The following is a 19931-nucleotide window of genomic DNA, read 5'->3' as shown; positions in this document are numbered from 1 at the left end:
GGCGTTGGAGTCGACGTCGGCGCGGGGCGAGGCGCCGCAGCTGGGGTTTGACCAATGGGAGGCAAGGTTTGCGGGGCCGTGCCAGCCGGAGCTTGAGTTGACGTCGAATGCGCGGTCGATGAGGCAGGCGGCACGGCCGACGGCGGGGCGCTGTTCAGGTCCCGCGTCAGGTCGGACGTCGGTCGCTGAGATGGCGTGGTCGCCTGTCCTGAGATCAGAAAGACGGCGGCGAGAGCGATCATGGACATGGTCGGACAATCGCGCGGCCACGCCCCGACCGCAAGCGCGGCTTCACGCCTTGGGCAACAAGACCCAGAAGGTGGCGCCCTCGCCCGGTGCGGAAATCACGCCGATGGAGCCGCCTTGCAGTTCCACCAACCGCTTGGCTATGGCCAAACCCACGCCATGGCCCTCCACCGTCGACCGTTCCAAGCCCAGACGATTGAAGGGTTCGAAAAGCTGCGCCTGCTTCTGGACCGACAGACCGGGGCCGAAGTCACTGACCTCGACGCGCACGCTGTCATCTTCGCGCATGGCTCGCAGACTGATCCGACCACCCGAACTGCCGTATTTAAGAGCGTTGATCGTCAGATTGGTCACCACCTGCGCCAGGCGCTGGGAGTCGGCGATGGCGATCAGCCCATCGCCTTCGCGCGTTACCTCTATTTCGACCTTGTCGGCATCCGGCCGCAACAGACAGGTGCGGCGCACATCCTCCAGCAGCCCAACGACATCCGTCGGGCGCAGATCGACTTTGACTGAGCCGGATTCGGCGCGGGCGACGTCCAGCAGATCGTGCGCCAGGGTTTCGACCTGACGCGCGGTCATGACCAGCATTTCAGACATTTCGGCCTGCTGAGGCGTGATCGGCCCGAGTTGGCCCTGTCGCCACAAGTCGCCGATGCCGATGATGCCGGCGACGGGACTTTTGATCTCATGGGCGACGTTGGCCAGCAGTCTGGATTTCGCCTCAGACGCCTTTTCCGCCCGCTCGCGCCCGATACGCGCCCGCTCCGCCAACAAGTCCCGCTCTTCGAGAAGGGACGCCACCAGCAGGATCGGCATATAGCCGATCAGCACCAGCAACTGGGCCATCAACACTTGATTGGCCAAGGAGCCTTGGGTGTAGGGACCGTGGCCAATCATCGCTCCGCCCACCAGGAGGAAGGTGATGATGACGAGCGTGAGGGCTATTCCGGCCACGCCCAACCGCACCGCGATGCCGAGCACCAAGGGCAGCAGGACAAATCCCATTGGGATATTTCCAGCGAAGGCGACGTAATAGAAGACCGGGACAAGCGCCAGCAAGACGCCCGTCTCGATCATCTTTCTGGGTCGAAGCAGTCGCGTGAACATGGTGCGGGTAAGCGACAGTCCTAGGGTTCCCAACAGCGCGATGCCAAGCGCATGACCCAGCCACCAGGTCTGAAATCCTTGCCAGATGTCGAGTTGCCCCATCTGCGACAGGATCAGGGTGCTGGCCAGAGCCGCTGGGACGGGCGCTAATACGGCGGCGAAGAACAGGAAGCTTGCAGCGCCGTTCAGGCTGGACAGGTTCAGCGTCGGCGAAAATCGCCGCGCCAGCAGAACAGCAGCCACGATCTCAATCATGTTGACGATGGTGAAGGCCAGCGCCAGCGGTGGCTTGTTGCCGGCGATGATCTCGCCGATCAGGATGCTGATGGCCAGAACGCCTGCGAACGTCGCGTCGCTGTTGAAGCCACGGCTGGTGCGCAGCCATACGGCGACTGCAACCCCGCTTGCGCCCCAGAGACCGGCGACCAGTCCGGCAGACCGTCCGTAAGCGATCGCCAGCGCGACGAGGACTGCAACAGCCACGCCAGTCAGAACAGGCGTCAGCGGGTGCGAAATCCCCACGCTGTCGCCGACCTCGCCGGAGCGATGGCCAAGCTCGACCGCCTCCGCAGACGAAGCGGGCGGGTCGATGTTGAGCGCGCGGCTCAGGATCATGGAAACGTTCCGACCGAATACAGACCGCTATAAGATCACGGGGTTCCTAATATCCCCTGAAGTCAAAAATTCAACCGTTGATTGAACAACTTGACCGCTTCGGCTGCACCATCGCTGTAACCCCAGACGCCGTTGCTGACGGCGACGAAGTCCGCACCCACACGGGCCAACTCGGCAGCGTTGTCGACAGTGACGCCGCCAATGGCGACACAGGGCGTCTCGACCGTCTCCTGCCAGACCGTCAGGATGTCCAGCGGCGGACGGTGGACGGTTTGCTTTGTGTCGGTCGGATAGAAGGCGCCGAAGGCGACATAGTCGGCGCCGCCCTCGGCCGCCTCCCAGGCCAGGTCGCGATCGTCATGGCAGGTAACGCCGATCATGGCGTCCGGCCCCAGAATTCGGCGCGCTTCGGCCAAGGAGCCGTCCTCCTGGCCGATATGAACGCCGTCACACCCTGTTTCGCACGCGAGGTCCGGTCGGTCGTTCAGCAGAATGGCCACATCGTAGCGACGAGCGATGGGGGCCAGCAGCTCGACCGCCGCGCGGATCGTGGCGTCGTCCGCAGGCTTCAGCCGGATCTGCAGGGCCGCGACATCGCCGGCGGCCAAGGCCTGATCCAGCGTGTCGGCGAAGGCGTTCAGGTCCGCGATCGCAGGCGGCGTGATCAGATACAGCCGGCAAGGCGGGCGGACGGGGACGTTCGGTGTTCTGGCCATTCCCGTCCTTCCCTCCCCCGCGACGATCCGTCAACGGCCCAAACCGGCATCACCCTATGCGAACGACTTGCAATCGCCTTAACCCGTGCTATAGCGAACCATTCTCAGTCGATGGAACGTGTAGCGCCCCGTGTACGTCTGTAACTGTAACGGTCTTCGCCAGCGTGATGTCGCCCAAGCCATCGAGGCCGGGGCCTGCCGTCCGCGCGATATCTTCGCGCGCAACCAGTGCCAGGCCCAGTGCGCCAAATGCGTCTGCGAGATGCGCCAGATGATCCAGGACAGCCGCGAAGCGTTCGCACTCGCAGCCGAATAGTCCTCGGCGCGTAACGCGCTCGAAAATCACTCGCACTATCAATGTAGTGATAAAAACTCGCAAATAAACAATGCGGGTTTTACTGTGGTATTGCCTCGCTCGACAGACGGCGAACGCGCCGTGGCGAGACCAAGGACCATGGCCATGAAGGGCGACCCCGCAATCCTGCGCACGCTGAACGCAGTGCTCACCAACGAACTGACCGCAGTGAACCAGTATTTCCTGCATGCGCGCATGTTCGAAAGCTGGGGCCTGTCGCACCTTGGCAACGTGATCTACGAAGAATCGATCGGCGAGATGAAGCACGCCGACATGCTGATCAAACGGATCCTCTTCCTTGACGGCCTGCCGAACCTGCAGGACCTGCACAAGCTGAAGGTCGGCGAGGATCCGATCGAATGCCTGGGCGCCGATCTGCAGCTGGAGCTGGACAGCCGCGCCACGACCGCCGCCGCCGTGACCCAGTGCGAGGAAACCCGCGACTACGTCAGCCGCGACCTGCTGATGAAAATCCTGGCCGACACCGAGGAGCACATCGACTTCCTCGAGAACCAGCACAAGCTGATCGAACTGATGGGCGCGCAGAACTATCTGCAATCGGCCATGAAAGAGATCGTCACCGACAGCGCCGCGACCGGCAACTAAGCTCAGACCTCTGACGGAACTCTGGTCCGCTCCGGTCATTAGCCTTTCAGGGCCAAGCTGGAGCGGACCATGACCGATATCGACGACGCCATCGACGACGTGCGCGACGCCGCCAAGGATCTGCTGAACAGCGAGGGCCGTAGCGCAGGGCATGTCGTCGCCGGGATCGCCCTGACCGTGGGCTTCGCTCTATTGGCGCACGGGATCGCCTCGGGGGCCATGAAGCCCAGGCGCAATCTGAAACAGGTTCGCAACAAGGATCTGCCGATCACCGAAAAGCCCAAGGGCGCGTTCAGCCTGATCCTGCCAGCCGTCTTTTCGGCCACCACCCTGTCGGCAGTACGAGTGTGGAACGCCCCGCCGCAACGCGAGCGCACCACCGCCATGGGCCTGTGGGTCGCGGCGCAGACCGTGAACGCGGTCTGGCTGGGCCTGCGCCCGGCTTCGATGGCGCGTCAGGTGATCGCCGCCATGTCGTCCGCCGGTCTGGCCGCCGCCTTCGCGCACGAGGCACGCAAGCTGAACGAGGGCGCCGGCAAGATGGCGTCGCCTACAGGTTCCGGCGTGCGGTTCGGCAACTTCCTGCATCGCAAGGCGGACGACGCGTCGCGCGAGCGCACGCTGCATTAGGCCGCCTTGCCCTTTCTCGGGGCTTACTCTAGGGATCGCGCCCTATTCGCCTCGCCCCGAACGGCGCGAGAGCGCAACCCTATTCCCGATGTGACCCCATGAAGATCAACGGCAACACCATCAAGCCCGGCATGGTTCTGCAAGTGAACAACGGCCTGTGGGTCGTCACGAAAGCCAGCCACGTCAAGCCCGGCAAGGGCGGCGCCTTCGCCAACGTCGAGGCCAAGAACCTCGAAACCGGCAACAAGCTGAACGAACGCTTCCGGTCGGAAGACAAGGTCGAGCGCGTGACGCTGGAACAGAAGGACTTCTCCTATCTATTCGACAACGGCGACAGCCTGGTCTTCATGGACGACGGCACCTACGAGCAGATCGAACTGCAGAAGACTTGGGTCGGCGACGACCGCATCCCCTATCTGCAAGAAGGCATGAAGGTCGTCATCGAGATGCACGAAGAGCGTCCGATCGGCCTGTCGCTGCCGGACCAGGTGGTGCTGGAAGTCGCCGAGACCGAGCCGACGGTCAAGGGCCAGACGGCCTCGTCGTCCTACAAGCCGGCGCTGGCGTCAAACGGCGTCCGCATTATGATCCCGCCCTATATGTCGGCCGGCGAGCGTATCGTCGTCGATACCGAGACCGGCGAATACGTCCGCCGCGCGGACTGATAACGACGACCGGCCTCATTCGGGGCCGTCCCTTTCTTGAACTTCTCCGCATCTCCGGGCCAACCAGCGCCTTTTCAGGATATGCGGACCAGGAGATCCGCCGATGGCCCTCGCTTCCGCCCTGCTCCAAGTCATGCTCGACGCGGTGCGCAAGACCGCCCGCCCCATGCTGCGCGACTTCGGCGAAGTCTCCCAGCTTCAGGTGTCGCGCAAGGGACCCGGCGACTTCGTCACGGCCGCCGACCTGAAGGCCGAGGACACCCTCTACGAACTGCTGATGAAGGCCCGTCCGGGCTACGGCTTCCTGGGCGAGGAACGCGGCATGATGGAGGGGACCGACAAGTCCCACACCTGGATCGTCGACCCGATCGACGGCACCACCAACTTCATGCACGCCATGCCCCATTTCGCCATCACGGTCGGGCTGGAGCGCCGCGCGCCGGACGGCTCGTCCGAGATCGTCGCCGGCGTGACCTACAACCCCGTCATGAACGAGCTGTTCTGGGCCGAGAAGGGCAAGGGCTGCTATCTGAACGATCACCGCATCCGCGTCGCCGGTCGTCGCGACCTGTCGGAAAGCCTGGTCGCCACCGGCCTGCCCTTCATCGGCAAGTCGGGCCACGCCCAGGCCATCAAGGACATCCACGCCGTGGGCCAGCGCGTCGCCGGCATGCGCCGTCTGGGCTCGGCCGCCCTGGACTTCGCCTGGGTCGCGGCCGGTCGCTATGACGCCTTCTACGAGCGTAACCTGAGGCCTTGGGACGTGGCGGCGGGCATCCTGTTCGTCACCGAGGCCGGCGGCAAGGTCACGACCATCGAGAACGACGGCGATCCCAAGACGGGCGTGTCCATTCTGGCGAGCAACAGCGAACTGCATCCACAGCTGCGCAAGGTGCTGCAGGGCTAAAGCGGCTCTGTCTCCTCCCCGCTTTGCGGGGAGGTGGCGCGGCGCATCTTGGCGCCGTGACGGAGGGGTTGGCGCGGTATCCCAGCACCTGTGGGGCTTCAAGAGCCCCTCCACCGCTTCGCGGCCCCCCTCCCCACTGCGTGGGGAGGAGACATTCACATCCCTGTCGTCGCCCTGCCCTACCCATCGGGCATGATCCGCGCCATCGTCACCGCCCTCGCCCTCCTCGTCGGAACCCCGCCTTGGCCCAGCCCCTGATCATCGCCCACCGCGGCGCGTCCGGCGAACGGCCGGAGCATACGCGCGCGGCCTATGAGCTGGCGGTCGAGCAAGGCGCCAACGTGATCGAGCCGGATCTGGTGCTGACCAGGGACGGCGTCTTCGTGGATCGGCACGAGAACGAGATCGGCGGCACGACCGACGTCGCCGAACGGCCCGAGTTTGCAGACCGCAAGACGACCAAGACCATCGACGGGGTCGAGACCACCGGCTGGTTCACCGAAGACTTCACCTTGGCCGAACTGAAGACGCTGCGCGCCAAGGAGCGGTTGCCGGCGTTTCGACCCGGCAGCGCAGCCTTCGACGGGCAAGAACCGATCCTGACCTTCGACGAGGTGGTCGCCATCGCCCGCGCGGCCTCGGCCCGCACGGGACGCGCCATCGCCGTGGCGCCGGAGCTGAAGCATCCGACCTATTTCTCCGGGATCGGCCTGCCGATGGAGGACGCCTTCGTCGCCGAACTGGAGAGGCTGGGCCTGACGGGCGCCGACGCCCCAGTCATCATCCAGTGTTTCGAGATCGGGCCGCTGGAGCGGCTGGCCCAGCGCATCGACGCGCCCTTGGCCCAGTTGGTCGCTGACGCTGGCGGACCGGCGGACCGACCGGACATGACCTATGCCCAGATGATCACGCCCGAGGGGCTGAAGGCCATGGCCGCCTATGCCGCCTGGGTCGCGCCGGAGATGACCCTGGTCCTGCCGCGCGACGCGGAGGGCAGAACGACTGCGCCCAGCGCCCTGGTCGGCGACGCCCACGCGGCGGGGTTGAAGGTCGTGATCTGGACCCTGCGAGCCGAGAACGCCTTCCTGCCGGCCGAGCGGCGGCGGGGCGAAGGCTTTGCGGAGCACGGCGACATGGCAGGCTATGCCGCCGCCTTCGCAGAGGCGGGGGTGGACGCCATCTTCAGCGACTTCCCGGCGCTGGCGCGCGCAGGCTTCTAGCTCAAGCGCAGGCTTAGCCCGCCCGAAACTGCAGTTCGGCCAGACGCGCATAGAGCCCGCCCTTGGCTACCAGTTGGTCGTGCGTGCCTTCTTCCACCACTCGGCCGTCGTCCATGACGACGATGCGGTCGGCACGCAGCACGGTGGCCAGGCGGTGGGCGATGACGATGGTGGTGCGCTCCTCCATGGCCTGATCGAGGGCGACCTGAACCAAGCGTTCGCTTTCCGCGTCCAAGGCGCTGGTGGCCTCGTCCAGCAGCAGGATGGGAGCGTCGCGGACCAGGGCGCGGGCGATGGCCAGACGCTGGCGCTGGCCGCCGGACAGGCTCTTGCCGCGCTCGCCCAACGGGGTGTCGAACCCTTCGGGCAGGGCGTCGATGAAGCCGAGAGCCTGGGCCTTGTCCGCGACGGTGCGGGCCTCGTCCATCGTCGTGTCTTCGCGGCCGAAGCGGATGTTCTCCAGGGCCGAACCCGAGAACAGCGGCGTTTCCTGCGACACCCAGGCGAAACGGTCGCGCACGGCGACGGGATCGGCCTGGCGCACATCGACGCCATCGACCGAGACCATGCCGGTCTGGGGGTCGTAGAAACGCAGCAGCAGGCGGAAGACGGTGGACTTGCCCGCGCCGGACGGACCGACAAGGGCGACGGTCTCGCCCGGCCGCACGGTCAGGCTGAACCCCTTCAGCGCCGGCAGGTCGGGACGGCCGGGATAGGAGAAGCCGACGGCCGACATCGACACCTCGCCGCGCGGCGGCGACGGCAGGGCCGTGGCGTGGGCCGGGGGCGCGATGTCGGGCACGGCCCGCATCAGCTCCTCGATCCGCTCCATGGCGCCGGCGGCCTTTTGCACGTCGCCCCAGCTTTCGCCCAGGGCGCCCACGGCCCCGGCGGCGAAAACCGACAGCAGCACGAACTGCAGCAGGGCGCCCGGCGACATGACGCCGGCGACCACGTCCTGGGCGCCCAGCCACAGCACCAGGGTCACGCCGCCGAACATGACGACGATGATCAGGGCGGTCATCCAGGCCCGCGCCTTCATCCGGGTCAGGGAGGCGGAGAAGGCGTCCTCGACCGCCGCGCCGAAGCGGGCGATGGCGCTCTGTTCGCGACCAAAGGCCTGGACCGTCTCGATGGCGTCCACGCTCTCTCCGGCGAAGCCGACGGCGTTGGCGAACCGATCCTGGGACGTCACGGTCAGCTTCCTGACCTTGCGGCCGAAGACGAAGATCGGACCCAGCAGGAAGGGCACGATCAACAGGACGAAACCGGTCAGCTTGGGGCTGACGAAGAACAGCAGGGCCACGCCGCCGATCAGGGTCAGGAAGTTGCGCAACGCATAGGAGATGGAGGTCGTCATCAGCGTCTCGACCAGGGCGATGTCCGTGGTCAGGCGCGACAGCACCTCGCCGGTGCGCATATGGGCGTAGAAGGACGGGTCCAGCGTCAAGATGCGGCCGAACAGTCCCTTTCGCACATCGGCGATGACGCGTTCGCCCGTGCGGGTCACGAAATAATAGCGTGCCGCCGTCGCCAGTCCGAGAAACAGGGCGTTGGCGCCCAGCAGCAGGAACCAGATGTTCAGATTGGCCCCGCCAGCCTCGAACCCATGGTCGATGGCCCCGCGCGCCAGGGCGGTCAGTCCCAGAGAGGCGGCGGTGGACAGCAGCAGCCAGAAGACCGCCATCAGGGCATGACCCTTGTGTCGCAACGCAAACGGAATCAGCCGCGCCAGCGGGCGGATGTCGCGGCGCTTGGCGCGCTTGGCGCCCGCCTCGGACATCTGATCGGCCAGTAGGGCCCCGGCGCTGGGCCGGCCCTCCATCGAGGCCACGCCTGAAGCGCGGTTTGCGGAAGGGGCGGTGGCGTTGGATTGGTCGGTCATTGCGCCCGCCTCTTGCCCCGGAACGCCCCCCGGTGTAAACGCCGCCCCTCATTCCCGCCGGATTTCTGGCGGGTTTCTCATTTCACGCGCACAGACGGTCGGCATCGTCATCGCGCAGAGACCGGACGACGACCATGAAAGCGGACACGCACCCCGACTATCACTTCATCAATGTTGTGATGACCGACGGCACTTCCTACCAGACCCGTTCGACCTACGGTAAGGAAGGCGACACGCTGAACCTGGACATCGATCCGTCGACCCACCCGGCCTGGACCGGCGGCAACGCCCACCTGCTGGACCGCGGCGGCCGCGTCTCGCGATTCAACAACAAGTTCGCCGGCTTCATCAAGAAGTAAGGCCAAAGCTGCGGCATACTGCAGCAAACAGGTCACGAAGAGCGTCGGTCGCAAGGCCGGCGCTTTTTGTTTGGCCGGAACACCGATAATGTGGCGGCGTTCGGGTACCAGGGGCGTCGGCCACGCTGGCCGAAGCGATCGAAGAAGCGGACAGGATATGAATAGACGGCAACTGGGTCTGGGCGTCGCCACGGCGGCCATGACCCTCGGCTCGGCGGCGCGCGCGCAGCAGGTCTTCGTGCAGCGTGGGCCGGAGGCGACCGCCTTCTACAACAGCTTCAACGACCAGATTTCTCGACTGCCCGCGACGCAGCAGGCGGACGTGCGCGCCTTCTACGAACTGAACGGCTGGCGGCCGGTCTGGAACGCCGAACGGATGCGCGCCCTGAACGCCGCCGCCGCACGCGCCGATCGCCACGGCCTGTCGGGCGCCGACTATTTCGATTTCGTGGGACTGGCGGCCGATCCGGCCAGCGCCGACCTGCGCACCACCACAGCCGCCATCGCCTATGCCCGCGTCCTGGCCGAGGGCAAGGTGCGACCCGAGACGGTCGAAGACCTGTGGGAGATGCAGAAGAACCGCGTGGACCTGCCGCGCGGTCTCAGCGATGCGCTCAGCCGCAACGTGCTGCCCAACTGGTACGACGGCCTCGCGCCCACCGACATCGGCTATCAGAACCTGTCGGCTGGCTATGTGCGCTATCGCCGTCTGGCGGCGCAGGGCGGCTGGCCCGCATTCGCGCCGGGCGCCACGATCGAGCCGGGCAATAGCGACCGCCGCATCCCCGCCCTGATCGACCGGCTGACGGCCGAGGGCGACCTGTCGGCCGCAGACGGCGCGCGGCTGAAGGCCCAGGGCCTGACCTACAACGCCGAACTTCAGCGCGCGGTGCAGGGCTTCCAGAACCGGCACGGCCTGGGCGCCGACGGCCGCATAGGCACGGGCACCCAACGCTCGCTGGGCGCATCGGCCGAGGATCGAGCCCGCCAGATCGCCCTGAACCTGGAACGCCGCCGCTGGCTGAAGCGCGACGTCGCGCCCGAGCGGATCGAGGTCAACACCGCCGCCGCCATCATGGTCTATTGGAAGGACGGCAAGCCGGTCCACTCCAACCGCGTCGTGGTCGGTTCGGCCGAGAACCAGACGCCCAGCCTGGAGAAACCGTTCGCCTCAGTCGTGGCCAATCCGCCCTGGTATGTGCCGGCCGGCATCGCGCGTCGCGAGATCCTGCCCAAGGGTCCGGGCTATCTGGCCGCCAACGACATGTATGTGAAGGACGGCACGGTCATCCAGCGCGCCGGCCCGCGTTCGGCCTTGGGCTATGTGAAGTTCGAGCTGCGCGACAGCTACGCCATCTTCCTGCACGACACGCCGTCGAAGGCCGCCTTCAACCTGTCCACGCGTCAGCGCAGCCATGGCTGCGTGCGGGTGCAGAATGCGGTCGAGTTCGCGCGCCTGCTGCTGGCGCCCGACCCGACCAAGCTGGCGCAGTTCGACACGGCCCAGGACACACGCGAGACGACACGTGTGACGACCGGACGCGAAATCTCAGTGCGACTGCTGTACTGGACCGCCTTCGTGGATGGTCAGGGACGCGTGGCCTTCCGCGAGGATGTCTATGGCCGCGACGACAAGCTGGCCCAGGCGCTGGGCATCGGGGTCAACCTGCCCAAGCCGGTCGATGACGGCCGCGCCGACGCCAACGACGTCGGGCCGTAAGGGCGTCAACCCCGGAAGGCGGCTTCCAGCAGGCCCATCTGGCTGAGGACTGCGTTTTCGGGCGCCGTCTCCTGGGCGTCCGCATACATGCGGCGATCCAGGTAAAGGGTGCGGTCGAACAGCTTTTCCGACCGCACCAGATATTCGATCAGGGCGATGGGCAGCTCGGCGTGGCTGGGCTCGGCCTCGATGCGGCGCTCGTTCAGGCGATAGCGCGGCTCGCAGGCCGTCTCCGGGGTCATGTCGTCCTCGCGCACTGCCCGCTGGACCAGCAGCCAAGAGGCGATCTGCATCAAGCGCGTCGTCAGCTTCATGCTTTCGGCCGCATAGGCCAGGGCGGCGGCGCGCGACAGCATCTTGGAATCGCGACGGCCCTCGCCGTCCAGATAGGCGGCGGTCTCTTCGACAAGCTCCATGCCTTCGCGGAAGGTGCGGTCGAACAGCTCCGAACGGGCGAAATCGCGCACGGTGCGGCTGCGGTCAGCGAAGGACGGAGCGGAGGTCATTTGAGCTTTGATCATTAGGGGAATGCAGTTCCGTCCTACAATCGGCCCCTGACGGAACCGTTCGCACGAAAGATGCAACGCTCATGCCATGCCAGCGTGCCATTCGCGATCAGGAACCGAAGTTGAAAAGGGCGTCGGCGGCGTTTTTCTTGGAGCGTTTGGCCTCGATGGCGCGACGGGCGCGTCCGATCTCGTCGTCCAGGGCCGCGATCCGCTCTTCCAGATCCTCGATGGAATAGACATCCAGATCCTCGCGCGACAGGGCGCGAAGGGGTTCGCCACGTTGCGGGCGGGGTTCAATATCCTCGAACATCGTCGCCTTCCTTTCCGCGCTGTCATGGCCAAGGCGGCCCAGGACCCTTATCTGAACGCCCGGATACGAACGAATGCAAGGGAAGTGCGATGCGCGTGGTCGAGATCGAAGGCGGTTCTGGCCCGGCCGAGGCGCTGAAGATCGCCGAACGCCCCGACCCCGTCGTCGGGCCGGGGCAGGTGCTGATCCGGGTGCGGGCAGCGGGTGTCAACCGGCCCGACCTGCTGCAGCGAAACGGCGGATACCCACCGCCTCCCGGCGCGTCGGATGTGCTGGGCCTTGAGGTCGCTGGCGAGATCGCGGCTATCGGCGAAGGCGTGACGCGCTGGCGGGTCGGCGACCGGGTCGGCGCCCTGCTGGGCGGCGGCGGCTATGCGGAACAGGCGGTGGTGGATGCGCGACACGTCCTGGCGATCCCCGAGAGCCTCGACTTCGTTCAGGCGGCCGTGTTGCCCGAAACCGTTTTCACCGTCTTCGCCAATGTGTTCGAGGGCGGCGGGCTGAAGGCCGGCGAGACCCTGCTGATCCACGGCGCGACCAGCGGCATCGGCGTCACGGCGATCCAGATGGCCAAGGCGGCGGGCGCGAAGGTGATCGCGACATCGCGCGGGGCGGACAAGGCCAGGGCGGCGAAGGCGCTGGGCGCCGACATCAGCCTGGATGCCTCGACCGACGATCTGGAAGCGCAGATCAAGGCGGCGGGCGGAGCGGACGTGGTTCTGGACATGGTGGGGCGAGATTACGCCGTCCTGAACCTGCACAGCCTGAACGTCGGCGGGCGGTGGGTCGTCATCGCCTCCCTGACCGGCGCCAAGGTCGAGATGGACCTGCAGCGGATCATGCTGAAGCGGCTGACGCTGACGGGATCGACGCTACGTAGCCGTCCCGCCGACGAAAAGGCCCGACTAACGGCTGCTGTCGAGACGACGGTCTGGCCTTGGGTGGCGTCCGGCGCGGTCAGGCCGCCGGTTGAGGCGGTTTTTCCACTCGAAAAGGCTGCCGATGCGCACGCCGAGCTGGAGGCCGGCGGGCACATCGGCAAGATCGTCCTGACCGTCTGAGGCCTAGTAGCGCGCGCCGCCGCGCACAGGGCGCATGGACGAGATGCTGTCGTTGAAACCGCCGCTCAGATTGCGGACGTCACCTTCGACAACGCGGCAACGACCCCGGAATTCGGCGTCGGTGCAGACTTCCCAACGGCCCTGGACGCGGACCGAGCTGATCCGGTCGTTGAAGGGCGTGCGGCCGAGATTGCGATCCTCGCTGGTGAACGTGCGCGATGAGCCGCGGAAGTTAGAGTTCTCATAGACGGTGATGGACGAACGGCCCCAGCCGCCGCCATTGCCGCCGCCCCAACCCGGACCACCGTTGCCAGGGCCGCCATTGCCAGGACCCCAACCGCCGCCAGGTCCGCCGTTACCGGGCCCACCGGGACGGCCGGGCTGATTGCCTTCGTAATCGCCACGGAAACGACCGCAGATCAGAAGGCCGTTGTCGTTGTTGATATCCTCGTTGCCGCAGCGCGCCAGCTCGATCGACGTGCCGCGCATCTGGCCGCGCGTATCGCGGCAGTCGGCGTAGAGCCGGCCCTGGTTCACATAGGCCTCGGTGCAACTCTGGGCGTAGCCGCCTCGCGGAGCGACGCGTTGCTGTTGCGGCTCGACTGAGGACGACATGGCGGCCGCAAGGGCCGCAGCGAATAACAGGGACATGATGGTTCTCCTCTCCACAGGCTGTAAGCCTTCACTACCGCGAAGGTTGCGCCAGCGCACATGAACCTTTGCTGTATGTGATTGTCGGGTGGCGTTTTCTTTTCGGGCGAATAGGCCTATATCGAAACCCTACGCGCCCGGTCGAAAGGCCGGGCGCCGTCGTATCCAACGCCAGCCGAAGCCTCATTCGGCGGCTTAACAACACCGGGACGAACGCCCCATGAGCGACATTCTGATGCCGAAGGCCACTGCGGTCTGGCTGGTCGACAACACCTCCCTCAGCTTCGAGCAGATCGCCGACTTCTGCGGCCTGCACCCGCTGGAAGTCCGCGGCATCGCCGACGGCGACGTGGCCCGCGACATTCGCGGTGTCGATCCCGTCACGGGCGGCCAACTGACGCGCGAGGAACTGGACAAGGCCCAGGGCGATGAAAACTACCGGATGAAGGCCATCGTCAGCCGTCACGCCGAACTGATGAAGTCGGCCAAGCCGGCCCCGAAATACACGCCGGTCTCGCGTCGTCAGGACCGCCCGGACGCCATCGCCTGGTTCGTGCGCAATCACCCTGAAGTGACCGACGCCCAGATCGCCAAGATGCTGGGCACGACCAAGTCCACCATCGAAAGCGTTCGCAACCGCACCCACTGGAACAGCGCCAACATCAAGCCGGTCGATCCCGTGACTCTGGGCCTGGTCGGCCAGCTGGCGCTGGACGAAATCGTCAAGAAGGCCGCCGACAAGAAGACCAAGGACGACCTGAAAAAGGGCGGCGGGACTATCCAGCCCGTCGAACAGGTCGAGGCCGAGCCCGAATTCGTGCCGGAAGCCCGCCAGCGTCCGACCGCAGAGCCGACGGCGGCGTCGGTGTTCGGGACCAAGGACTGACGAAGAGCCCCTCTGTCACGGCGCGAAGATGCGCCGCGCCACCTCCCATTTCATGGGGAGGAGACAGAACGAAAACGGCCCCGGAGAGCGATCTCCGGGGCCGTCGTCGTTTTCGGGAGGTCGGTCGCTAGTGCGCCCGCGCCTCCAGACTGGTGATTTCTTCCTTCAGCCGAAGCTTCTTCTGCTTCAGCGCCCTGACCTGCAACGGATCCGTGGACGGGCGGGTAAGTTCCTTCTGGATGGTCTCATCCAGACTGCGATGACGATTACCCAGTTCGCGAATACGAGCCTCGATGGTCATGGCTTGCGCCTCCTCAGGTTAGGGACCAGTAGAGTGAGCGCCCGGTTTGGCGAGCTGTGTAATCACTTTCCAGTGACAGCCCGTTTCGCCGGACCCCACGGAGGCTGACCCCAAAAATGGTCGATGATGTGAACGGAGCCATACGGAACCCGCCCGCCCGGATGGTGGTCGGAATTTCAGGGGCTTCCGGAGCGATCTACGGCGCGCGCATGCTGGACGCGCTGAACGACCTGGGCGTCGAGAGCCATCTTGTGGTGACCAAGGCCGCGCTGCTGACATTGTCGCAGGAGACGGATCTGTCGCCCGACGACCTGACGTCCAAGGCGTCCGTCGTTCACAAGCTGGCCGATGTGGGCGCGACCATCGCCTCGGGCTCGTTCCGCACCCTGGGCATGATCGTGGCGCCCTGCTCGGTCAAGACGATGAGCGAGATCGCGACGGGCGTGACCTCCAGCTTGCTGACCCGCGCAGCGGACGTGACTCTGAAGGAGCGGCGGCCGCTGGTGCTGATGGTGCGCGAGACGCCGTTCCACCTGGGCCACCTGCGCACCATGACGGCCCTGACGGAGATGGGCGCGATCATCGCCCCGCCCTTGCCCGCCCTCTACGCCAAGCCGTCGTCGATCCTGGAGATGGTGGATCAGTCGGTCGGGCGGACACTGGATCTGTTCGGCCTGGACTGGGGCGCGGTGCGTCGCTGGGAAGGCCTGAAATAATGCGGCTGTGGGATTGGGCGGTCGCCGCCTATGCCGCGCCGGGCGTGGGCGAGGCGTGTCTGGCGTTGCAGGACAACAGCGAACAGAACGTGCCGGTGCTGCTTTGGTCGGCCTGGGTCGCCGCGACCGGGCGCAAGCCGGACGAAGAGACGATCGAGGCCGCCTGCGACACCGCCCGCGCCTGGGACAGCGTCGTGGTCGCGCCGCTACGCTCGGTGCGACGGACCTTGAAGGCTCCCATCCCCGACATCGACGACGGCCCACGCGAGGCGATGCGCAACCGCATCAAGGCGCTGGAGCTTGAGGCGGAAAAGCACCTGCTGGAGGCGCTGGAGGCGCTGGCGCCCCAACCCGTCGGCCCGGCTCGACCAGCCATCGACGCCCTGGTCGCCACGGCGCGGGTCTGGGCCTCCGTTACGCCGCGACCGGCGCTGATCCGCCTTGCCGACGCCCTTCCGGCCTGACGACGGCTTGGCTATAAGCGTCCGGGGATGACACGATGAACGACGACCTTCCAGACATCAGCGAAGAGGAAGCGGCGCTGCACGCCCGCGTCAAACTGCTGCGCCAGGAGCATGCCGATCTGGACGCCTCCATCGACGCCCTGAGCCTGGCCGCCGTTCCCGACCAACTGATGCTGGCCCGGCTTAAACGCAAGAAGCTGGCGCTGAAGGACGAGATCGTGAAGATCGAAGACGAAATCCTGCCCGATATCATTGCTTAATCGGGGCCTGATCCGGCTCGACAAGGCGCCGGTTCCGCCGCGCGACCATCCGCCGCCCTGCCTCAGCCCCAAAGTCGCCCCAGCCGATAGGCATAAGCCGGTCTTTCCACGGAACGCCGTGCGCCATCGGACGCCGCGTGCCCTCATTCCAGAGCGTAAAGACGCTGGAGACGCCGCCGAATGCGACGCCTGTTCAACAACGCGCCATTGGCGCGGTGCAAGACCCTTTTGATCCATTCCGGCCAGACGGCCGCCTTCGCCGCCGTGGCCGTGTTCGCCGCGGCAGCTGCGCCCAATGCGGCGCGCGAAGCCTCCCTGCCCCCGCCCGCTCAAATCGCCATTCCCGTCGCCCCGCCGGTCAAGGCCGAAGTCGAGACGGCCGGTCCCATCACGCGCCAGATCTCATTTTCCGCCCCCGTGCGCGGCTATGCGATCAACTCCGCCTTCGGTCTGCGCAAACTGGCGATCGAAGCCAAGGCCAGGGCGCACAAGGGCGTCGATATCGCCGCGCCCAAGGGTACGACCGTCTTCACCGCCGCAGAGGGCGAGGTCATCCGCACGGGCTACGACCCCGAGGGCTATGGCAACTTCATCGAGGTGCGCCACCCCAATGGAATGAGCACCCTATATGGCCACCTCAGCCGCATCGACGTTGCGAACGGCGACGCCGTGACGATGGGCCAGCGCATCGGCCTGGTCGGCTCCACCGGCTATTCTACCGGCCCCCACCTGCATTTCGAAGTCCGCCGCAACGGCGCCCAGGTAAACCCGACCAAGGTCGTCGATCGCCATTTCGAAGTCACGGTGAGGCCTAAAGCCTGACGAGCGCGAAATGCCGCACTCAGTGAAAGGATCGAACAATCCAGCCGGGCGTTGAGGGGTTTCGTGCAGCTCAGCTTGTGAGATCAAATGACGCTCGTCGCTCTTGCCGTCCTCGCCGCAGTTGCCCAAGGCCAAGCTGGCGTCTCCAGCAGCAACGCCGATAAGATCGAGATTTCCGGGATCGGACAGACAAGCACCATCGCCTGTGAAGGCCGGCCGGTCCACGTTGAAGGCGCAGGCAACGTTCTAACATTTACGGGCGACTGCGCCGAGCTCGAGGTGGCTGGAACAGACAATCAGATAACGATCGACCTTAAGCCGAACGCGCGGATCATCGTTGAGGGCACAAGCCAAACCGTGCGTTGGCGTTCGACCGCACCACCCCGCCAAAGCGTCCAGGGCGTGGACAACGAAGTCATCCGTCTTCAGGACTGAAGCTGGTGCCCTCCACATCCGACGATTGCCGCTGGCCTCCGCGTCGCCTCGCTTGCTAGGCTGATCGTCACAGTACGGGGGGCGATATGGCGGCGTTGACGCTGGACGGGGTGAGCAAGCGATACGGCGATTTCGACGCCGTGCGCGATCTGAGCTTTCAGGTCGAGAAGGGCTCGATCTGTGGCTTCCTGGGGCCGAACGGGGCGGGGAAGACCTCGACCCTGCGGATGATCCTGGGCCTGCAGTCGGCGACGTCGGGGCGGATCGAGATCCTGGGCGCCGACGACGGGCGCAAGGTGCGTGATCGGATAGGCTTCCTTCCCGAGGAGCGCGGCCTCTACAAGAAAATGACCCCCATTGAGGCCATCAGCTTCTTCGGCGCCCTGAAGGGTCTGCCTGTCGCTGAGGGCAAGAAGCGCGCGAAGACCATGCTGGAGCAGCAGGGTCTGGGCGAGGCGCAAAAGAAGAAGATGAAGGAGCTGTCCAAGGGGATGGCGCAGAAGGTCCAGTTGATCGCCTCGGTCGTGCATCAGCCCGAGTTCGTGATCCTGGACGAACCCTTCTCCGGCCTGGACCCGATGAACCAGCAGGGTCTGGAGGCCATGATCCGCGACCTGGCCGCAAACGGCGCCACGGTCCTGTTCTCGACCCATGTGATGCAGCACGCCGAACGGCTGTGCGACAAGGTCGTGCTGTTGGCGCGCGGGCGAAAGGCGTTCGAAGGCACGGTGGATCAAGTCAAGGCCACCTCGCCCCGCTTCCTCGATCTGGAAGGCGCCATCAGCGCAGAGGCGGCCGCCGCCCTGCCCGGCGTTGCGGGCGTGGAGACGGTGTCCGACGAAGACGGCGTGCGCCGGCTGAAGATCGCCCTGTCGCCGGGAGCGGGCGGCCAGGAGACGTTGAAGACGGCCTTCCTGAATGGCCTCGACGTGCGCGGCTTTGCGCTGAAGGAGCCGACGCTGCACGACGCCTTCATCGGCCTGACCGGCGACCATCCCGATCAACCCGTCGTTCCCGCAGAGGCCGTCCGATGAACCGCACCCTGCTGATCGCGCGACGCGAATATGTCGCCTATGCCAAGACCGTCGGCTTCTGGCTGTCGCTGCTGGCGTTTCCGCTGTTCGCCGTGCTGGGCGGGGGCATTCCCCTGCTGATCCGTTCGGCCGAGCCGATCAAGGCGGTGGCGGTGATCGAGGAAGGGCCGGCCGCGACGGGCCTGGCCGCCGCCGTCCGCGCCTCGCTGCAATCCGATCTGGATCGCCAGAACGAACGCCTGCGTGAGGCCGCCGAAAAGGGTCAGGCCGGCGCCGGGCGCGCCGTGGCCTCCATCAGCGGGCCCAAAATCCGCCTGGTCGCCGCCCCGCCCGCCATCGCCGATGCGACCGGCCCGGCGCGCGACGCCGCCATCAAGGCGGCGCTGGACAAGGCGGCGCCCAAGGACCGCCGCCTGGACGCCGTGGTCTTCCTGAACCGCGTGGACGGCAAGCCCGCCGCCCAGGTGTGGACCGCCCGCGCCACCGACAACGACGTGTCCGGCTTCGTTCGCACCGCCTTGCGCGACGCGCGCCGCACCGAACTGTTGACCGCCGCCGGCGTGGCCCCCGCCGTCGCCCAAGAGGTTCAGACCTTCCGGCCCGAGGTGAAGGCCTTTTCGCCAAACGCGGCCAGCGGGGGCGAGGTGTCGATGCGTGACCGCATCCCGTCCTTCATCGGCCTGGGCGCTGGGTTCCTGCTGTGGTCGCTGGTGATCACGGGCGCGTCCATCCTGCTGAACAGCGTGATGGAGGAGAAGTCGAACAAGATCCTGGAGGTGCTGCTTTCCTCGGCTTCGGCGACCGAGATCCTGACGGGCAAGGTGTTGGGCGTGGCGCTGCTGACGCTGACCGTCATGGGCGTGTGGGGCGGAATCGGGACGTTCAGCCTGCTGTCGGCCTCGCCCGAAACGGCGGCGACGATCGGCGAGGTGCTGCTGCACGACGGCCTGATCTTCTATTTCATCGCCTATATGGTCGGCGGATACCTGATGTATGCGGTGCTCTTTGCGGCCATCGGGGCCTTCTGCGAGACGCCGCGCGACGCCCAGACCCTGATGGGGCCGATCATGATGATCCTGGTCGTGCCCATCCTGGTCATGCAGATGGCCCTGACCAGCCCGGACGCGCCGGTGGTCAAGGTACTGTCGTGGATCCCCTTCTTCACCCCCTTCCTGATGAGCGCCCGCGCGCCCAGCGATCCGCCTCTGGTGGAGGTGATTCTGACGCTGGTGGGCATGTTCGCCACCGCCGCCCTTATGGTCTGGATCGCAGGACGGGCCTTCCGCGCAGGGGCGCTGTCGGATGTGAAGCTGAGCTGGAAGACGTTCGGCCGGGCGATCACCGGGCGGACGTAGGGGGCCAATCCGTCTCCTCCCTATCGCGCAGCGATGGGGAGGAGACGGAGGGGCTTTTTTCCAGATTAGTGGGACTTCAAGAGCCCCTCCACC

24 protein-coding genes are annotated in these 19931 nt (G+C 66.1%); 17 read left to right on the top strand and 7 right to left on the bottom strand.

From position 1 onward, the window contains the following. Nucleotides 1-291 precede the first annotated feature (291 nt). Together ACZZZD_RS00490 and thiE are read right to left on the bottom strand one after the other, a co-directional pair. Nucleotides 292-1971 carry a sensor histidine kinase gene (locus ACZZZD_RS00490; protein ID WP_463431620.1) on the bottom strand — a complete coding sequence of 560 codons (1680 nt, stop codon included), beginning with the start codon at nucleotides 1969-1971 and terminating at the stop codon, nucleotides 292-294. 62 nt (nucleotides 1972-2033) lie between these two features. Next, a complete protein-coding gene (gene thiE / locus ACZZZD_RS00485) occupies nucleotides 2034-2687 on the bottom strand; it encodes a thiamine phosphate synthase (protein ID WP_463431618.1) in 654 nt (217 codons plus the stop codon). A 130-nt stretch (nucleotides 2688-2817) separates the two neighbouring features. Here thiE and ACZZZD_RS00480 point away from each other — a divergent pair, with 130 nt between their 5' ends. The 6 genes from ACZZZD_RS00480 (at nucleotide 2818) to ACZZZD_RS00455 (ending at nucleotide 7070) form a co-directional block, all read left to right on the top strand. Continuing rightward, nucleotides 2818-3003, top strand: a complete 186-nt coding sequence (locus tag ACZZZD_RS00480) for a (2Fe-2S)-binding protein (protein ID WP_135195182.1) — start codon at nucleotides 2818-2820, stop codon at nucleotides 3001-3003. Nucleotides 3004-3147: 144 nt separating this feature from the next. Then, a complete protein-coding gene (gene bfr / locus ACZZZD_RS00475) occupies nucleotides 3148-3648 on the top strand; it encodes a bacterioferritin (RefSeq protein ID WP_135195181.1) in 501 nt (166 codons plus the stop codon). Nucleotides 3649-3717: 69 nt separating this feature from the next. Further along, the gene (locus tag ACZZZD_RS00470) at nucleotides 3718-4278 is read left to right on the top strand and encodes a tryptophan-rich sensory protein (RefSeq protein ID WP_463431615.1); all 561 of its coding nucleotides are present in this window, start codon (nucleotides 3718-3720) and stop codon (nucleotides 4276-4278) included. A 98-nt stretch (nucleotides 4279-4376) separates the two neighbouring features. Further along, nucleotides 4377-4943 (top strand): elongation factor P, encoded by a 567-nt coding sequence (gene efp, locus ACZZZD_RS00465; RefSeq protein WP_159845246.1) that lies wholly within the window; start codon nucleotides 4377-4379, stop codon nucleotides 4941-4943. A gap of 103 nt (nucleotides 4944-5046) precedes the next feature. Then, complete coding sequence (locus tag ACZZZD_RS00460; protein ID WP_463431612.1) at nucleotides 5047-5850, top strand: inositol monophosphatase family protein; 804 nt, start codon at nucleotides 5047-5049, stop codon at nucleotides 5848-5850. A 242-nt stretch (nucleotides 5851-6092) separates the two neighbouring features. Continuing rightward, entirely contained in the window at nucleotides 6093-7070 is a 978-nt protein-coding gene (locus ACZZZD_RS00455; RefSeq protein WP_463431610.1) for a glycerophosphodiester phosphodiesterase, read from the top strand. 13 nt (nucleotides 7071-7083) lie between these two features. On the opposite strand, the gene ACZZZD_RS00450 is transcribed toward ACZZZD_RS00455, so the two are convergent. Then, complete coding sequence (locus ACZZZD_RS00450; RefSeq protein ID WP_463431608.1) at nucleotides 7084-8955, bottom strand: ABC transporter transmembrane domain-containing protein; 1872 nt, start codon at nucleotides 8953-8955, stop codon at nucleotides 7084-7086. A 134-nt stretch (nucleotides 8956-9089) separates the two neighbouring features. On the opposite strand from ACZZZD_RS00450, the gene rpmE reads away from it, so the two are divergent. Next, nucleotides 9090-9314 (top strand): 50S ribosomal protein L31, encoded by a 225-nt coding sequence (rpmE, locus tag ACZZZD_RS00445; protein ID WP_267516044.1) that lies wholly within the window; start codon nucleotides 9090-9092, stop codon nucleotides 9312-9314. A 157-nt stretch (nucleotides 9315-9471) separates the two neighbouring features. Next, nucleotides 9472-11034, top strand: a complete 1563-nt coding sequence (locus ACZZZD_RS00440) for a L,D-transpeptidase family protein (RefSeq protein ID WP_463431604.1) — start codon at nucleotides 9472-9474, stop codon at nucleotides 11032-11034. A 5-nt stretch (nucleotides 11035-11039) separates the two neighbouring features. On the opposite strand, the gene rcdA is transcribed toward ACZZZD_RS00440, so the two are convergent. Continuing rightward, nucleotides 11040-11540, bottom strand: a complete 501-nt coding sequence (gene rcdA, locus ACZZZD_RS00435) for a protease adaptor protein RcdA (RefSeq protein WP_372693396.1) — start codon at nucleotides 11538-11540, stop codon at nucleotides 11040-11042. 109 nt (nucleotides 11541-11649) lie between these two features. After that, a complete protein-coding gene (locus ACZZZD_RS00430; protein WP_159845265.1) occupies nucleotides 11650-11853 on the bottom strand; it encodes a DUF1192 domain-containing protein in 204 nt (67 codons plus the stop codon). Nucleotides 11854-11942: 89 nt separating this feature from the next. On the opposite strand from ACZZZD_RS00430, the gene ACZZZD_RS00425 reads away from it, so the two are divergent. Further along, nucleotides 11943-12914, top strand: coding sequence for an NAD(P)H-quinone oxidoreductase (locus ACZZZD_RS00425; protein ID WP_463431599.1), 972 nt, complete (start codon nucleotides 11943-11945; stop codon nucleotides 12912-12914). A 3-nt stretch (nucleotides 12915-12917) separates the two neighbouring features. Here ACZZZD_RS00425 and ACZZZD_RS00420 read toward each other — a convergent pair whose 3' ends face one another. Then, a complete protein-coding gene (locus ACZZZD_RS00420) occupies nucleotides 12918-13565 on the bottom strand; it encodes a beta/gamma crystallin-related protein (RefSeq protein WP_463431597.1) in 648 nt (215 codons plus the stop codon). 220 nt (nucleotides 13566-13785) lie between these two features. On the opposite strand from ACZZZD_RS00420, the gene ACZZZD_RS00415 reads away from it, so the two are divergent. Then, nucleotides 13786-14451 carry a DUF1013 domain-containing protein gene (locus ACZZZD_RS00415; protein WP_135195170.1) on the top strand — a complete coding sequence of 222 codons (666 nt, stop codon included), beginning with the start codon at nucleotides 13786-13788 and terminating at the stop codon, nucleotides 14449-14451. A gap of 127 nt (nucleotides 14452-14578) precedes the next feature. Here the strand turns inward: ACZZZD_RS00415 and ACZZZD_RS00410 are convergent, their stop codons facing one another. Further along, nucleotides 14579-14752 carry a YdcH family protein gene (locus ACZZZD_RS00410; RefSeq protein WP_159845273.1) on the bottom strand — a complete coding sequence of 58 codons (174 nt, stop codon included), beginning with the start codon at nucleotides 14750-14752 and terminating at the stop codon, nucleotides 14579-14581. A gap of 116 nt (nucleotides 14753-14868) precedes the next feature. Here ACZZZD_RS00410 and ACZZZD_RS00405 point away from each other — a divergent pair, with 116 nt between their 5' ends. From ACZZZD_RS00405 to ACZZZD_RS00375, 7 genes are all read left to right on the top strand, one after another. Next, nucleotides 14869-15468, top strand: coding sequence for a UbiX family flavin prenyltransferase (locus ACZZZD_RS00405; RefSeq protein ID WP_463431594.1), 600 nt, complete (start codon nucleotides 14869-14871; stop codon nucleotides 15466-15468). After that, nucleotides 15468-15932 (top strand): TIGR02444 family protein, encoded by a 465-nt coding sequence (locus ACZZZD_RS00400; protein ID WP_463431592.1) that lies wholly within the window; start codon nucleotides 15468-15470, stop codon nucleotides 15930-15932. The genes ACZZZD_RS00405 and ACZZZD_RS00400 overlap by 1 nt, the downstream gene beginning before the upstream one ends. Before the next feature lie 35 nt (nucleotides 15933-15967). Continuing rightward, nucleotides 15968-16192, top strand: coding sequence for a YdcH family protein (locus ACZZZD_RS00395; protein ID WP_159845282.1), 225 nt, complete (start codon nucleotides 15968-15970; stop codon nucleotides 16190-16192). Between the two features lie 180 nt (nucleotides 16193-16372). Next, a complete protein-coding gene (locus tag ACZZZD_RS00390) occupies nucleotides 16373-17014 on the top strand; it encodes a M23 family metallopeptidase (protein ID WP_463431588.1) in 642 nt (213 codons plus the stop codon). Nucleotides 17015-17101: 87 nt separating this feature from the next. Then, nucleotides 17102-17449 (top strand): DUF3060 domain-containing protein, encoded by a 348-nt coding sequence (locus tag ACZZZD_RS00385; RefSeq protein WP_463431586.1) that lies wholly within the window; start codon nucleotides 17102-17104, stop codon nucleotides 17447-17449. Nucleotides 17450-17535: 86 nt separating this feature from the next. Continuing rightward, a complete protein-coding gene (locus ACZZZD_RS00380; RefSeq protein WP_463431584.1) occupies nucleotides 17536-18483 on the top strand; it encodes an ABC transporter ATP-binding protein in 948 nt (315 codons plus the stop codon). Beyond that, nucleotides 18480-19838 carry an ABC transporter permease gene (locus tag ACZZZD_RS00375; RefSeq protein WP_463431582.1) on the top strand — a complete coding sequence of 453 codons (1359 nt, stop codon included), beginning with the start codon at nucleotides 18480-18482 and terminating at the stop codon, nucleotides 19836-19838. Before ACZZZD_RS00380 ends, ACZZZD_RS00375 begins: the two co-directional genes overlap by 4 nt. The last annotated feature ends 93 nt before the right edge of the window (nucleotides 19839-19931 follow it).

Source organism: Brevundimonas sp. AC546 (assembly GCF_979258305.1).
This window is presented reverse-complemented; position numbering and strand designations above follow the sequence as displayed.